General features: G+C 71.2%; 16 protein-coding genes. 9 read left to right on the top strand and 7 right to left on the bottom strand.

All coding sequences use genetic code 11. The features are described from left to right. The 4 genes from GT042_RS17310 to GT042_RS17295 form a co-directional block, all read left to right on the top strand. On the top strand, positions 1-794 hold a 794-nt coding region (locus GT042_RS17310; protein ID WP_237530884.1), incomplete at its 5' end, for a serine hydrolase. A 108-nt stretch (positions 795-902) separates the two neighbouring features. Continuing rightward, the gene (locus tag GT042_RS17305; RefSeq protein ID WP_161309612.1) at positions 903-1,769 is read left to right on the top strand and encodes an oxidoreductase; all 867 of its coding nucleotides are present in this window, start codon (positions 903-905) and stop codon (positions 1,767-1,769) included. A gap of 64 nt (positions 1,770-1,833) precedes the next feature. Further along, on the top strand, positions 1,834-2,238 hold the full coding sequence (locus GT042_RS17300) for a TraR/DksA C4-type zinc finger protein (RefSeq protein ID WP_161309611.1): 405 nt from the start codon (positions 1,834-1,836) through the stop codon (positions 2,236-2,238). 139 nt (positions 2,239-2,377) lie between these two features. Beyond that, positions 2,378-2,788, top strand: coding sequence for a heme-binding protein (locus GT042_RS17295; protein ID WP_161309610.1), 411 nt, complete (start codon positions 2,378-2,380; stop codon positions 2,786-2,788). 4 nt (positions 2,789-2,792) lie between these two features. Here the strand turns inward: GT042_RS17295 and GT042_RS38230 are convergent, their stop codons facing one another. Beyond that, positions 2,793-2,981 carry a hypothetical protein gene (locus GT042_RS38230; RefSeq protein WP_202533006.1) on the bottom strand — a complete coding sequence of 63 codons (189 nt, stop codon included), beginning with the start codon at positions 2,979-2,981 and terminating at the stop codon, positions 2,793-2,795. Between the two features lie 270 nt (positions 2,982-3,251). On the opposite strand from GT042_RS38230, the gene GT042_RS17290 reads away from it, so the two are divergent. After that, positions 3,252-4,253, top strand: a complete 1,002-nt coding sequence (locus GT042_RS17290) for a hypothetical protein (protein WP_202533000.1) — start codon at positions 3,252-3,254, stop codon at positions 4,251-4,253. A 105-nt stretch (positions 4,254-4,358) separates the two neighbouring features. On the opposite strand, the gene GT042_RS17285 is transcribed toward GT042_RS17290, so the two are convergent. From GT042_RS17285 to GT042_RS17275, 3 genes are all read right to left on the bottom strand, one after another. Beyond that, a complete protein-coding gene (locus GT042_RS17285) occupies positions 4,359-5,441 on the bottom strand; it encodes a protein kinase family protein (protein ID WP_161309609.1) in 1,083 nt (360 codons plus the stop codon). Positions 5,442-5,537: 96 nt separating this feature from the next. Further along, a complete protein-coding gene (locus GT042_RS17280; protein ID WP_345943808.1) occupies positions 5,538-6,509 on the bottom strand; it encodes an alpha/beta hydrolase in 972 nt (323 codons plus the stop codon). A gap of 180 nt (positions 6,510-6,689) precedes the next feature. Continuing rightward, a complete protein-coding gene (locus GT042_RS17275) occupies positions 6,690-7,709 on the bottom strand; it encodes an aldo/keto reductase (RefSeq protein WP_161309607.1) in 1,020 nt (339 codons plus the stop codon). 169 nt (positions 7,710-7,878) lie between these two features. Here GT042_RS17275 and GT042_RS17270 point away from each other — a divergent pair, with 169 nt between their 5' ends. Beyond that, on the top strand, positions 7,879-8,478 hold the full coding sequence (locus GT042_RS17270) for a TetR/AcrR family transcriptional regulator (protein ID WP_161309606.1): 600 nt from the start codon (positions 7,879-7,881) through the stop codon (positions 8,476-8,478). Positions 8,479-8,518: 40 nt separating this feature from the next. On the opposite strand, the gene GT042_RS17265 is transcribed toward GT042_RS17270, so the two are convergent. Further along, on the bottom strand, positions 8,519-8,875 hold the full coding sequence (locus tag GT042_RS17265) for a nuclear transport factor 2 family protein (protein WP_161309605.1): 357 nt from the start codon (positions 8,873-8,875) through the stop codon (positions 8,519-8,521). Here GT042_RS17265 and GT042_RS17260 point away from each other — a divergent pair. After that, the gene (locus tag GT042_RS17260) at positions 8,858-9,028 is read left to right on the top strand and encodes a hypothetical protein (RefSeq protein WP_202532998.1); all 171 of its coding nucleotides are present in this window, start codon (positions 8,858-8,860) and stop codon (positions 9,026-9,028) included. The two genes, GT042_RS17265 and GT042_RS17260, sit on opposite strands and share 18 nt — an antisense overlap. Positions 9,029-9,037: 9 nt before the next feature. On the opposite strand, the gene GT042_RS17255 is transcribed toward GT042_RS17260, so the two are convergent. Next, positions 9,038-9,928: a helix-turn-helix transcriptional regulator gene (locus tag GT042_RS17255; protein ID WP_161309604.1), complete on the bottom strand. Its 891-nt coding sequence runs from the start codon at positions 9,926-9,928 to the stop codon at positions 9,038-9,040. A gap of 158 nt (positions 9,929-10,086) precedes the next feature. Between GT042_RS17255 and GT042_RS17250 the strand changes: the two genes are divergently transcribed. Continuing rightward, a complete protein-coding gene (locus GT042_RS17250; RefSeq protein WP_161309603.1) occupies positions 10,087-10,929 on the top strand; it encodes a class I SAM-dependent methyltransferase in 843 nt (280 codons plus the stop codon). A 113-nt stretch (positions 10,930-11,042) separates the two neighbouring features. Continuing rightward, the gene (gene mptB / locus GT042_RS17245; RefSeq protein WP_161309602.1) at positions 11,043-12,530 is read left to right on the top strand and encodes a polyprenol phosphomannose-dependent alpha 1,6 mannosyltransferase MptB; all 1,488 of its coding nucleotides are present in this window, start codon (positions 11,043-11,045) and stop codon (positions 12,528-12,530) included. A gap of 53 nt (positions 12,531-12,583) precedes the next feature. On the opposite strand, the gene GT042_RS38225 is transcribed toward mptB, so the two are convergent. Then, on the bottom strand, positions 12,584-13,168 hold a 585-nt coding region (locus GT042_RS38225), incomplete at its 5' end, for a hypothetical protein (protein WP_237530883.1).

Here is a 13,168-nt window from a genome sequence, read left to right as displayed (position 1 = left end):
AGAGCGGCGGCAGCGCCGAAGCCAAGAACGAGGCGTCCTCCGGCGTCGCGCCGACCGCGTCCCCGACCCCCGCCCCGGCGGACCTGGCACCGGCACTGGCCGCCGTCACCTCGGGCCTGGCCGGGAGGGGGCTGTCGGTGGCGCTCCTGGACACGGCGAGCGGCAAGTGGGCCACGTACGGGGGAGGCGCCTTCGACACGGCCAGCATCGTCAAGGTCGACATCCTCGCCACGCTCCTGCTCCAGGCGCAGGACGCCGAGCGGGAGCTGACAGCGAAGGAGCAGGCCTACGCCACCGACATGATCGAGAACAGCGACAACGACGCGACCAGCGCGCTGTGGACCGTCATCGGAAGCGCGACCGGGCTCGACGCGGCCAACAAGCGGCTCGGCCTCATCGAGACCCAGGGCGGTGGCGGCACGGTCTGGGGCGTCAGCCGAACCACGGCCGCGGATCAAATACGCCTGCTCCGGAGCGTGTTCGACGCCACGTCACCGCTCACACCGGAATCGCGGGCGTACATCCAGAAGCTCATGCACCACATAGCCCCGGGACAGGACTGGGGCGTCTCCGCGGCGGCGGACGACCCGGCGGCGACCGCCCTCAAGAACGGCTGGCTGGAACGGTCCCTGACCAAGAAGTGGGACGTCAACAGCATCGGCCGGATCGAGATCGACGGCAGGGCCTACTTCCTGGCCGTCCTGACCAACGGCCACACCACCCAGGAAGCCGGCATCCGGCTGGTGGAGGAGGCATCCCGGGCGGCGGTCACGGAGATCGCCGCCCTGCGCTGACCGCGGGGACGCGCGCCGGGTGCTGTCCGGTGGAGTCAGGACATGCGAGCTGACACGTCAGGACAGAATGAGTCCGACGAAAGCCGCATAACACTCCTGGAGGAAGAAATGGCCCGGAATCTCCCCGGCGGAGCGCTCACCCTCGCCGACGGTCTCACCCTCAGCCGTATCGGTTACGGTGCCATGCAGCTGGCCGGCCCGGGTGTCTTCGGGCCGCCCGGGAACCGGGACGAGGCGGTCGCGGTGCTGCGCGCGGCGCTCGACCTCGGGATCACCCACATCGACACCAGTGACTACTACGGTCCTGTCGTCGTGAACGAGATCATCAAGGAGGCCCTGTTCCCGTACCCGGCCGATCTGCACATCGTCACCAAGGTCGGCGCCCGCCGGACCGACGACGGGGGCTGGGTCCCCTCGCTGGAGCCCGAGAAACTCAAGGCCCAGGTCCGCGACAACCTGGAACACCTCGGCCTGGAGGCCATGGACGTCGTCAATCTGCGCCTGGCGTCGGTCGAGGGCACGTCCGACGAGTCCATCGCCGAGGAGTTCGGCGCGCTCGCGGAGCTTCAGCGGGAGGGCCTGATCCGGCACCTGGGCCTCAGCGGCGTCTCCGGCGCCCAGCTGACCGAGGCGCAGGCGATCGCGCCGGTCATCACCGTGCAGAACCTCTACAACCTCGCGAACCGCCAGGACGACGCGCTGGTGGACCGCTGCGCGGCCGAGAACATCGCCTTTGCCTCGTTCTTCCCCCTCGGCGGCTACACCCCGCTCCAGTCGCGGACGCTCACCGACGTCGTCGCCCGCCTGGGCGCCTCGCCGCAGCAGGTCGCCCTGGCCTGGCTGCTCCAGCGCTCCGCCACCACCGTCCTGATCCCCGGCACCTCCTCGGTCGCCCACCTGCGCGAGAACGTCGCCGCGGCGGAGCTGGAACTGCCGGCCGACGCGGTCGCCGAGCTGGACACCATCGGCACGTGACACCCCGGGGAGCGCCCGGAGGGGTACCGGAATAGGCCATTCGTGAGTTTTGTTGCGGTCTGCCATGGAAGCTCGTACGAACAGTGACGGAGGCTCGCCGTCCCAACGAAGGGCGGCCACGGAAGCCATCGACGAGGCACGGGAGGGCAGCACCCGGCTCATCGAGTCGTTGACGCGCCTGTGGGACGACGTCGTACAGGCGTCGGCGCTGGTGGCCAACGACGACGAGCACGATCCGGAGGGCGCCACGGTCGCGTTCGAGCGGGCGCAGCTGAGGGACGTCCTGAAGCAGGCACACGCCGACCTCGACGACCTGGAACGAGCCGCCGAGCGCATCCGTACCGGCGAATACTGGGTCTGCGAGCGCTGCGGAGGCCCCATCTCCGCGGAGAGGCTCACCGCCCGCCCCACGGCGAGAACGTGCATCAGTTGCGCGAGCCGCCGGACGCCCCACCGGGCGGCACGGTGACGAGCCGCAGCCATGAATTGACAGATTGTTCCGCCGTGGGACGCTGGAAGACGTGAGGGGGTACGGAGCTGCTGGACACCGGTCTCTTTTTCTCCGGGCCGGACGACGGCAACGCTGACCACGGGAGAGGCAGGGCGGCATGACCACCATCGAGACGGTTTCCCTGGACGATGCCCGGAGGGTGATCGAGGCCGGGGAGAAAAAAGCCCGGGACATCGGCCGGCCGAGCAACATCGCGGTGGTGGACCACGGAGGAAATCTCGTGGCTCACATCCGGATGGACGACGCCTGGATCGGCAGCATCGACATCTCCATCAACAAGGCCTTCACCGCCCGTGCCTTCGACATCACCACCAAGGATCTCGCGGACAACGCGGGGCCGGGTGCGCAGTTCTTCGGGATCAGCGGATCCAACCAGGGCCGGGTCATGATCTTCGCCGGTGGCATCCCGCTCTATCGCAATGGCAAGGTGATCGGCGGGGTCGGCGTCAGCGGCGGCTCGGGCGAACAGGACCAGGCCGTGGCGGAGGCCGCGGCGGCCGGCTTCTGACGTATCAGGCCGTCGCGAAGGCGGCGACGTACAGCTCGCGCGGGCCGGCCGAGCCGGCCGACACCGCCTGTTCCATCAGCCGCAGGGCGCGGCGCTGGACGTCGAGCTGCCGGTCACCGTGCCGCGCGGTCAGCCGGTGCCACACCAGTCGCTCCGCCGGATCGTCGCTGGGTGCGGCAACGTCGTACGCCACTCTCAACTCCCAAGGTCGGTCGGTGCGTTGTGCCTGTTGCCGGTAACTCTAGGGGCGCATATCGGGAGGAAAGATCATTCCGGAGAAGGGTGACAAGGCCCTCCGGGCGCCGGGCCAATGGATCTGTGCCCGGAGCGGTGCCGTACGGCAACGAAGTGGTCACGACTCCGCGTGCATGTGCAACTTCGGGCAGGTCCGGTGGGTCTTAGGGATGACCAGCACCTTGGTCGTACCCATGAGGAGATCACCATTTCTGCTATACGCAAGACCTTGACCGCCACCGCCGTCGTCACGGCGGTCCTGGCGGGTTCCGCCGCCTGTGGCACGGTGGAGAACCTTTCCGCCGGGCAGAAGCTCGACCGTGCCTTCGACAAGCTCGGCGCCGAACGCTCACTCTCCTTCGAGCTGGACCTGGACGCCGACGCCAAGACGCTGCAGGCGCTGGACGCCGACGCGGCGCCGGGCGAGGAACTGCCGGACAAGGTCGCCGAGTTGCTCAGCGGTGCCACGATCTCCCTGTCCGTGCAGTCGAAGAAGCCGCTCGCCGACTCCGGCGAGAAGGACTTCACCACCATGGGGATGAAGGTCAGCAGCACCGAGGGCGACCTGTTGGAATACCGGGTCGTCGGCGACTACACCTACTTCCGTGCCGACGTGGCCACCCTCGCGAGCGCGATGGGCACCCCCGCGCCGCCCGCCGACGAACTGCCGGCGGAGGCAGGCGCGTTCAAGAAGATCCTTGAGGGCGAATGGGTCAAGGTCGCGACGAAGGACCTCCAGCAGGACGCCCTGGCCCAGGGCGAGCCATCGCCGGCACCCACGCTCGACGCCAAGACGCAGAACAAGATCGTGAAGGCCCTGCGCGGAGTCATCTCCCGTGAGGTCGAGTTCAAGACCGCGGACGAGAAGGACGGTACGGAGCACGTCACCGCCACCGCTCCCTTCCGTACGCTGATCACCGGGCTCTTCGACGGGATCCGCCCGCTTGCGAAGGAACTCCCGGCGGGCCTCGAATTCCCGACGGACAAGGACTTCAAGGACGCGCCGAACGTCAAGGTCGCGGCGGACTTCGCCCTCAAGAACGGCGCGCTCACCGAGGTGTCCGTGGACGTCGCCAAGCTGGCTGAGAACGCGAAGGTGAAGAAGCTCGCGCTGGTGCTGCGGATGAGCAAGGGCGAGAAGACCACGGTGCCGGCCGGAGCCACCGAGGTGAAGTTGGACGAGCTGCTGGAGAGCGTCCTCGGGGCGGGCGCCGGTGGCGCGGCCCTGTGAGGGGCGGTCCCGCCACAGAGCGGGCGGTGATGACGCCGGGCAGCCACTGAGCTGTCCGGCGGAGTCGCGTTTCCTCCGGCGGCACGACAGGGGCCCCGACCCGGGCTAACACGACCGGGCCGGGGCCCCTGTCCGATCAGTCCGGGCATATCGCTGTTCCGTACGGCGGAGCTCCTCCAGGGGGTACGGAGTCTCCCGGCTCCCGTCCCGGAGTTCGCGGAGGAAGTCCGCCATCACCGCCGTGAGCGGCGCGTGGCGCGCGACGATCGCGGCGGCCGTCTCCGGCATTCCCGTGGGGCGTTCACCCCGGGCGTACGCGCGCACCCGCGCCTCGCGGTCGTCCCTCCCGTCCCCGTACACGTCCGTCACCAGCCAGTTCACCAGGTACGAGACGCTGTAGCAGCGGTCGTAGCTCCGGTGACGGGCGAAGAAGTCGGCCTCGTCCCGGGCGAGTTCGAACCGGGAGGAGAGCGCGAGGCCGTAGTCCGCGAAGTAGAGGCGTCGGCCGTCGGTGAGGATGTTCTGGAAGTGGACGTCGAAGTGGAGCAGTCCGCGCGCGTTCATGAAGGAGATCCCGGCTTCAAGACCCCGCTCCACCAGGGCGCAGGCCCGGTCCGCGGTCTCGCCGCCCGTGTCCATCTGCTCGCCCAGCCAGGTGTGGAGCGTGCGCGGGATGTACTCCAGGAAGAGCGCGACGCTCGCCGACGACCGCTGAAGGCCCTCGACGCGACGGCGCACCTCCGAGCCACCGCCCCAGAAGGCGACGGTCTTCCCGACGTCCGCCAGTTCCTCGGGCAGCGGTGTCGAGTCCGGCAGGACCCGCCAGTGGTACATGAGGGGGAAGTCCTCGTGATCCCCTGTGAGCACCCAGTTCGTGGTCATGGTGTGCACGGCGAGTTCTCGCCAGACCCCGAAGCCGGGGCCGCCGATGCCGTAGTGGCAGAAGGCGGGCAGCCCGAACACGTTCGCCGTGGACCGCACGTTCTCCGGCTGTCTCTCGAGATCGGTGAGAGGCACCCGCTTGACGAAGACCGAGGTTCCGCCGACGTCCAGCAGGGCCGACTTCCCCCCGATGCCGGTACCCAGCGGCACGGCGGCATCCACGAGCGCGTGCAGCTCGTGGTCGCTCAGCAGGGCGAGGGAGGTGGAGACGGCGCCATGGGCGGCCAGGCGCGCATCGCGCGTCATGTCGGTCCCGGCCAATGAGTGCTCCCTCTCCGCATCGACGTCGACCCATCACCTGTCGAACGGTCAACGGCCGCGTGACCTCTGTACGTTCCCGAGTCACTCCACCGACGCCGGCGTCCTCAGCCAGCTCCCGAAGAAGTCGCCCAGCTCGGCCACCGCCGCGGTGACGTACGTGTCCTTGTCGTACAGGTCGACATGGCTCGCGCCGTCGATCCGGCGGAGCCGTTTGGGCTCCCGCGCGTCCGCGAACGCCTCCGTGGTCATGTGCGAGGTGACCGCCTCCGTTCCGACGATCATGAGCAGCGGGCGCGGGGCGATCAGCGAGATGAAGCGGAACGGCTCGAAGGGCACGAGGCGGTCGACGCTGTTCCAGGTGAACGACTTCGCGGAACGCGGGTGCCGGGCGCGGTCGGTGCAGTAGTACTCCCAGCCCTCGAAGCCGTGCGGGCCGAGCGCCCTGGCCTCTTCCTCCGTGGCCGGGAAGATCGGGAACTCCCCGACACCCTCGCCACGGGCCTCCGCGGTCCGGGCCGCGGCAGCCGCGTCGAGCATCCCCTGGATGACCGCGGGGTCCTGCGTACCGTCGGCGCCCTCACGGAACTGACGGCCGACATCGGCGGCGCTGACGGTGGCGACAGCCCTGATCCGGTGGTCGGTCGCGGCGGCCGGGACGACGTAGCCGCCGGAGGCGCAGATCCCGAGAGCGCCGATACGGTCCGGGTCCACCTCGGGGCGCACGCTGAGGAAGGACACAGCGGCCTTGATGTCCTCGACGCGGCGGGCAGGGTCCTCGAGGCCGCGCGGGGTGCCTTCGCTCTCGCCCTGGTGGGCGGCGTCGAAGGCGAGGGCGATGAACCCCTCGCGGGCCAGGCGTTCTGCGTACAGGCCCGCCGCCTGTTCCTTGACGCCGCTCGCGGGGTGACCGACGACGATCGCGGGGAGGGAGTTACGGATCCCCTCACCGGAGGCCGAGGCGGATGCGGATGCGGAGGCAGGGCCGTCCGGGGTGTAGAGGTGGCCGGCGAGCTTCGGCCCGCCGCCGGGGAATGTGACGTCTGTCCTCATGATGATCTTCTCCGAGCTTGTCCGGACCGGGAGACCGGCGGCCTCCCTCCACTGTCACCCCGTGGCGGGCCGGGTGCCAGGGAGGAGGTTGCCTAGGCGGACCGGTACCAGGCACGCCACCACAACAGGGAGTCGGGGACAGCCGGAGCCCGCACGCAGGACCGGAGGCGCATCGAAGCCCGATCAGCGCCTGGGCGTGGTCCCGTGCTTGGGCGTGATCCCGTACGACCAGTTCTGCCCGAGCACGCTCTCCCGGTCGCCGCTCACGGGGATCGCGTCGAGGCGCCCGATCTCCTGCGCCGTGAGGGTCAGGTCGGCCGCGGCACTGTTCTCCGTCAGGCGGGAGGTGTGGAGGGTGCCGGGGATCGGTACGACGTCCGGGGCCTTCGCCAGCAGCCAGGCCAGCGCGACCTGCCCCGGCGCTGCCCCGTGGGCGTGTGCGACCTGCCGTACCGTCTCGACGGCCGCGAGATTGGCGTCGAACGCGGTCCGGGCGAAGCGCGGCATCCCGCGCCGGTAGTCGTTCTCGGCCAGCGCGTCGCGCGAGGTGAGCTTCCCGGTCAGCATGCCCCGGCCGAGCGGGCTGTACGGGACGATGCCGATGCCCAGCTCCCGGCAGAGCGGGAAGACCTCGTCCTCGATGTCGCGGGACCACAGGGACCACTCCGTCTGCACCGCCGCGATGGGGTGGACGGCGTACGCGCGGCGGATGGTGTCGGCGGCGGCCTCGCTGAGGCCGAGGTGGCGGACCTTGCCCTCGGCGACGAGCTCCGCCATGGCGCCGACGGTCTCCTCGATCGGGACGTCCGGGTCCACGCGGTGTTGGTAGTAGAGGTCGACGTGGTCGGTGCCCAGGGCGGTCAGCGACTTCTCGATGGACCTGCGTACGTGGGACGGCGTCCCGTCGACGACGGGCGGCCGGTCGGCGGACGGGGGCGCGACGATGCCGAATTTGGTGGCCAGCACGACCTGGTCCCTGCGTCCCGCGACGGCCTTGCCGATGATCTCCTCGCTCGGCCCGTACACGTCGGCGGTGTCGATCAGGGTGGTGCCCAGTTCGACGGCCCGGCCGATCAGGTCGTCCGCGGTGTCGTCGGTGTCGGTGTCGCTCTGGCCGTACGGCCTGGCGAAGCTCATGGCTCCGTAGCCGACGGCGCCGACGGTGGGGCCGGCCGAGCCGAGGGTGCGCTGGGGGATGGGCATGGGAAACCTCGTGATTCCGTCGTCGTTCTGTGTGCTGTCGTGCTGTCGTGCTGTCGTTCGCGTCCGCACAAGCGGCTATGTCCACGCGTGAGGACATCGTAAGTCCTCGCATGTGGACATGCAAGCGCCGTCCGACGGTGAGGGGCGCCGGGGCCGATATCCTGGCCGCATGAACGAGGACGACCTTCCCCCTTCCGCGCCGGTGCGCCGCAGGGACGCGGCGGCGACCCGGGCGTCCATCCTGCGGGCGGCCCGCGAGGCCTTCACGCGCCTGGGCTACGACGGGGCGGGGGTGCGCGAGATCGCCCGGGCGGCGGACGTGGACACGCGCCTGATCAGCCGGTACTTCGGCTCCAAGGAGGGCCTGTTCGCGGAGGTCGTCGACCTCGCCTACCAGAAGTCGCTCATGATGACGCCGGACGTGACCGGGGAAGCGGCGCGCGCCCTGCTGACGGGCGAGGACGAGGCCGCCTCCGACGGACTGCTGCTCACGCTCCGCTCGGCGTCCAACGAACGGGCCGCGGCGATCATGCGGGCCAGCATCGAGGGCAACTACCAGCGGAAGCTGGCCGACGCGCTGCCCGGCGCCGACGCCGACGCGCGCTCCGCCCTGCTGGTCTCCATCTGCTCCGGGGTCCTCCTGAGCAGAATGCTCCTAGGGAACACGGAAATGAACGGCCCGGACGTCGAGCGGTTGGTGCCCTACCTGCGCGCGGCCCTCGACGCGGTGGCCCGCGACCCGGCGGCGGACGTGCGCCGCGATCCGTGACGCGACCCGGCGGCGCAAGCGGCGAAGTCACACTTCCGGTTCACCCCCGTACTGCTCCCCCCGTCTCGTTCGTCCAGATGACCACGGTCCGCGACTCGCGGATCCGCCACCCCGCCGGCGTCCGGACCACCGTGCAGACCACGCGCAGGCCGCTCGACAGGTGAGGTGCCTCGCCGTCGCGGCAGAAATGGACGAGCGAGTTCGCCGAGGCGGTGGCCCGGTCGCCGTCCAGGTCCACCAGCAGGTCCGTGGTGAGGTGCTGGGTGTGCTCGCCGCCGGCCCCGGCCTGTCGCATGAAGCCGACGAGCGTGTCGATGCCGTGGACCTCGCCCGAGCGTGGCGAGTGGGCCGTCACATCCTCCGTGAAGACGGTGTCCGAGTGGCGGTGTACGCGCACCGGTTGGCCTCCGACGGCTTCGGCACGGTGGGCGCGGGCGGATACCACTACCGGATCCTGGCCGCGCTGGACGAGTTCGGGGTGGCCGGCCGGGCCGAACTGGGCCGCAGGTGCAGCTGGCCCCGCTGTCGGCCGAGGACAGGCAGACCTTGACCCACCTGCTCAGTCGACTGCTCGTGCATCACCAACGCGCCTAGATCCGCTGTCGGACCAGTGGAGGAGGAAGTGGAGCGCTTCCTCGGCGGGGCTGCCGGGTGGCGCGGTGTACGTGATCAGACGCTGGTCGGGCTCCGCGTCGACGGAGAACTGCTGTACGTCGAGGGTGAGGGTGCCCACCACCGGGTGGCGATAGGTCTTGGTCAGCTCTCGCGGCCCCCGTACCTGATGGCTTCCCCACCACGTCCTGAAGTCCGGGTCCCGGACGCTGAGTTCACCCACCAGCGCGGTCAGGACGGGATCCTCGGGGTTGCGGCCCGCCTCCATCCGCAACACCGCGACGCACTCACGCGCGACCCGGGGCCAGTCCGCGTACAGGGAACGGAACGCCTCGTCGAGGAAGGTCAACCGGAACAGGTTGCGCTCCCGTGGCGGCAGCGCGCCGAAGTCGGTCAGCAGGGCCACCGCGGCGGAATTCCAGGCCAGGACGTCCTGCCGGCGCCCGAGGACCAGGGCCGGGATGCCGGGCATGCCGTCGAGCAGCCGCAGCAGCCGCGGATCGACGCGCTGCTCGATCGGCTTCCGCGCGGGGGCGGCCTGGGTGACGTCGGCCACCGCGAAGAGGTACGACCGTTCGTCCGGCGCCAGCCGGAGCGCGTCCGCGAGCGCGTCGAGGACCGGGCGGGACACCCGGCGGGTCCTGCCCTGCTCCAGCCGGACGATGTAGTCGGGACTCACATGGGCGAGTTGGGCCAGCTCCTCCCTGCGCAGACCCGGCACCCTGCGCAGGCGGCCGTCGTCCGGCACACCCGTCCGCCGGGGGTCGAGCGCGGCGCGGCGCGCGCGCAGGAAGTCCCCCAGTTCGTTCCGGCCGGGTGCGTCGCCGTGATGCCTCATGGTTCCAGTCTGCGCCGGGTCGGTGCCGTGTGCCTGGTACTGGTTCGCATACGCACAACCCCCGGCGCCCCGCGCCGGCGCTGTGGAATCATCGCGGTGGCGGGGCCGACACGTCGGTGCCCGGAAGGGCATAGGGGTACGGAAGGGACGCGGGCGGCATGCCTGAGGGCTGGGAGTGGGACGACACGTTGTTCCTGGGGTCGGCCCCGTACTACTGGCGGGGGAGGCTCCCGTACGCGCCCGGGCTCCCCGGCGCACTGGCCGAGGCACTGGCCACCGACGGCCGGGGACGCCTTCTCGACGTGGGATGCGGACCGGGCACCGTCGCCCTGAGCCTGGCACACCTGTTCGGTGAGGTGGTCGGTGTGGACCCGGACCACGGCATGATCGCGGAGGCCGAGCGGCGAGCGGGCGAGGCGGGCATCTCCACCAGAATCCGGTGGGTCCGGGCCAGGGCCGAGGAACTGCCGGCGGGCCTGGGGACCTTCACCGTCGCGACCTTCGGCCAGTCCTTCCACTGGATGGACCGCGATTTGGTGGCGTCGGCCGTCAAGGACATGCTCGTACCCGGCGGGGCTCTCCTGCACATCGCGGACCTGAAGACGGAGACCCGGACCGCCGACGGCCTGCCCCACCCCGCGGTCCCGTACGCCGCCGTCACCGGCCTGACCGAGCGATACCTCGGGCCGGTCCGACGGGCGGGCCGGGGAGTGCGCCCGCACGGAACGCCCGGCGAGGAGGCCGCCGTACTGAACCGCGCCGGATTCGCCGGTCCCCGGCGGCTCGTGGTGCCGGGCGGCCAGGCGCTGGTCCGCACCTGTGAGGACGTCGTCGCGTGGGTCTTCTCCCACTCGTTCTCCGCACCCCACCTGTTCGGCGGGCGCCGCGACGCCTTCGAGGCGGACCTCGAACGGCTGCTCCGGGAGGCCTCGCCGTCCGGTCGGTTCTCCGAACGGGGACCGAGCACCGAAGTCTTGCTATGGCGCAAGCCGGGGCAGTGACACCGCCGATCCGCAGCCGCGCGAAGAGGTGTCCGGAGTCGGCCCGGACGGCGTCCACGAAAGCGTGAAGCATCGTGCGTCCGTTCGACGAAACTTCGGTAGGTTGACCGGTCATGTGGGCAATGAGCGCTGTCGGATGCCGTCGGCTGGGTGCGGTCGGCTCCGCCGCGATCGCCGCGGGCGGCTGGGTCGCCGGAGCGCTGCCCGCCCGTGACCCGTGGGGGCTGTGGGTACGGCACGGCTCCGCCGCCGGCGTGGCCGGCGCCGTCCTCGCGTACCTCGGGCTGACCCTGCTCGTCGTGGCCTGGTGGCGATATCGCGGGACCGGCGCCCAGATACGGGACACGCTGGTCACCCTGGCCTGGTGGGTGACCCCGCTCCTGCTCGCGCCGCCGCTCTACAGCGCCGACGTGTACAGCTACGTCGCCCAGGGTGCGATGGTCCTCGAAGGGCACGACGTCTACACCGCCGGGCCGTCGGTCGTCGACCCCGGCGGTCTCGGCGGCGTCGCCGCCGCGAGCGTCGGGGGCAACTGGACCGACACCCCCGCCCCGTACGGCCCGTTCTTCCTGATCCTCGCCCGGGGCGTGACCTGGACGGCGGACGGGGCGATCGTCCCGGCGGTCCTGGGCATGCGACTGCTGGCCCTCGGCGCGCTGGTACTGATCGTGTGGGGGCTGCGCCACCTCGCCCGGGAGCACGGCGGGAGCGAGAGCGGCGCTCTCGGGTTCGGGGCGCTCAACCCGCTGCTGCTCATCCACGTGGTCGGCGGCATGCACAACGACGGCCTGATGATCGGTCTGCTGCTGGCCGGTGTGGTGTTCACCCTGCGCGGGAGGTGGATCGCGGGCAGCGCGCTGGTCGGGCTCGCCGTGATGGTCAAGTCCCCTGCCGCGCTGGGCCTGTTGTTCATCGGTGTGCTCGTCGGCAGGGCGGCGGCGGGCCCGCTCGTACGCCGTACGGCGAAGGGTCTCCTGGCGCCCGGCCTGGTCGCCGGGGCGGTCGCCGTCGCGGTGACACTGATCGCCGGCACCGGCTTCGGCTGGCTCAGGACCCAGAGCGTCGCGGGCGACATACACACCCCGCTGTCGGCCACCAGCGACCTGGGCCTGGCACTGGGGACGGTGCTGCACACCCTCATGGGCACCGATCCGGACGTGATCAAGGGCGCCGTCCAGACCCTGGGTCTGGCGGCGGCCCTCGCCTTGATCGCGCACCTCGCGTGGCGGGCGGCGCGTGGCCGCGTGGACCCGGTCCACGCGCTGGGGCTCGCGCTGCTGGCCCTGGTCGCGCTCTCCCCGATGGTGCAGCCGTGGTACCTGCTGTGGGGCACGGCGGTGATCGCCGCCACCACCTGGCACGGCCGGGCGGGCGGCGTACTCGCGGTGTTGTCGGCGGCGCTCGTGTACGAGACCCACCCCTCCGGGAGCACCCCGCCGTACGGCTTTGTCCTGGCCGGGGTCGTGTGCGTGATCGGGACGCGACTCGTGCTCCGCGAACCGGCCGCACGGCGCGACGCGCATGTACCGGGCCCGCGCCGCGCGGGGGACGACGCCGACCGCGCGGCGGGCGAGGTGGTCGAGGCGGCCGGGGGTACGTAGCCGGCCGGGATTCCGTACCCAGGGCGTACGAGGTGTGGCCCCCCCCGCAGCCGTCAGCGCGAGTCGCCCGGGGCGAACGGACCTGTCTCGGACACCCCGAATCCCTCGACGACGGTCCTGGTGCCGCCCGCCACCCCCTCCACGGCGAGCCGGCTGCCCATGAACCGCAGGTCCAGGAAGAACCGCGTGGTCGCGCCGGACTGCTGGAGGCCGTGGATACGTGTGTCGATGTATCCGAGGTCGTTCAGGATTCTCCTGACCCGGGTGGGAGTGGGATCCGCCAGGTCCGAGAGCGCCCGGCCGACGCGCTCCTCGTGGAGGTGCTTCTCGCACCGGTCGACGGCGCTCAACTCCGTTCCCAGCTCGGGCGTGGGGACGGGGGGAAGGCCGGACGGCGACGCGCCGACCGGCAGCCTGCCCGGCGGACCGCTCCGCGGCCTGTCCCCCTCGGGGATCGAGTCGTCCCCGGCCGGGCTGTCGAACCAGCACGGCTTCGCGACCTCGGCGAGCATCTTGAGGAAGGCCGTCTCCGGATCCGGCCCGGGCGACGCGGCATCCGGCCCCGGCATCGCGGCTCCGGGCCGCACCCCGACCGTGTCGGCGGACGCACCCCGTGAGCCCGCGTCCCCCGGCTTCGC

Source organism: Streptomyces sp. SID3212 (assembly GCF_009865405.1).
GTDB lineage: Bacteria > Actinomycetota > Actinomycetes > Streptomycetales > Streptomycetaceae > Streptomyces.
This window is presented reverse-complemented; position numbering and strand designations above follow the sequence as displayed.

Bases quoted from the DNA above. Each gene is read 5' to 3' on its own strand.
- GT042_RS17285 (WP_161309609.1), bottom strand. From the start codon at position 5,441: ATGACGCGCGATGCGCGCCTGGCCGCCCATGGCGCCGTCTCCACCTCC.
- GT042_RS17300 (WP_161309611.1), top strand. From the start codon at position 1,834: ATGGAAGCTCGTACGAACAGTGACGGAGGCTCGCCGTCCCAACGAAGG.
- GT042_RS17275 (WP_161309607.1), bottom strand. From the start codon at position 7,709: ATGCCCATCCCCCAGCGCACCCTCGGCTCGGCCGGCCCCACCGTCGGC.
- GT042_RS17305 (WP_161309612.1), top strand. From the start codon at position 903: ATGGCCCGGAATCTCCCCGGCGGAGCGCTCACCCTCGCCGACGGTCTC.
- GT042_RS17255 (WP_161309604.1), bottom strand. From the start codon at position 9,928: ATGAGGCATCACGGCGACGCACCCGGCCGGAACGAACTGGGGGACTTC.
- GT042_RS17270 (WP_161309606.1), top strand. From the start codon at position 7,879: ATGAACGAGGACGACCTTCCCCCTTCCGCGCCGGTGCGCCGCAGGGAC.
- GT042_RS17250 (WP_161309603.1), top strand. From the start codon at position 10,087: ATGCCTGAGGGCTGGGAGTGGGACGACACGTTGTTCCTGGGGTCGGCC.
- mptB (WP_161309602.1), top strand. From the start codon at position 11,043: ATGTGGGCAATGAGCGCTGTCGGATGCCGTCGGCTGGGTGCGGTCGGC.
- GT042_RS17295 (WP_161309610.1), top strand. From the start codon at position 2,378: ATGACCACCATCGAGACGGTTTCCCTGGACGATGCCCGGAGGGTGATC.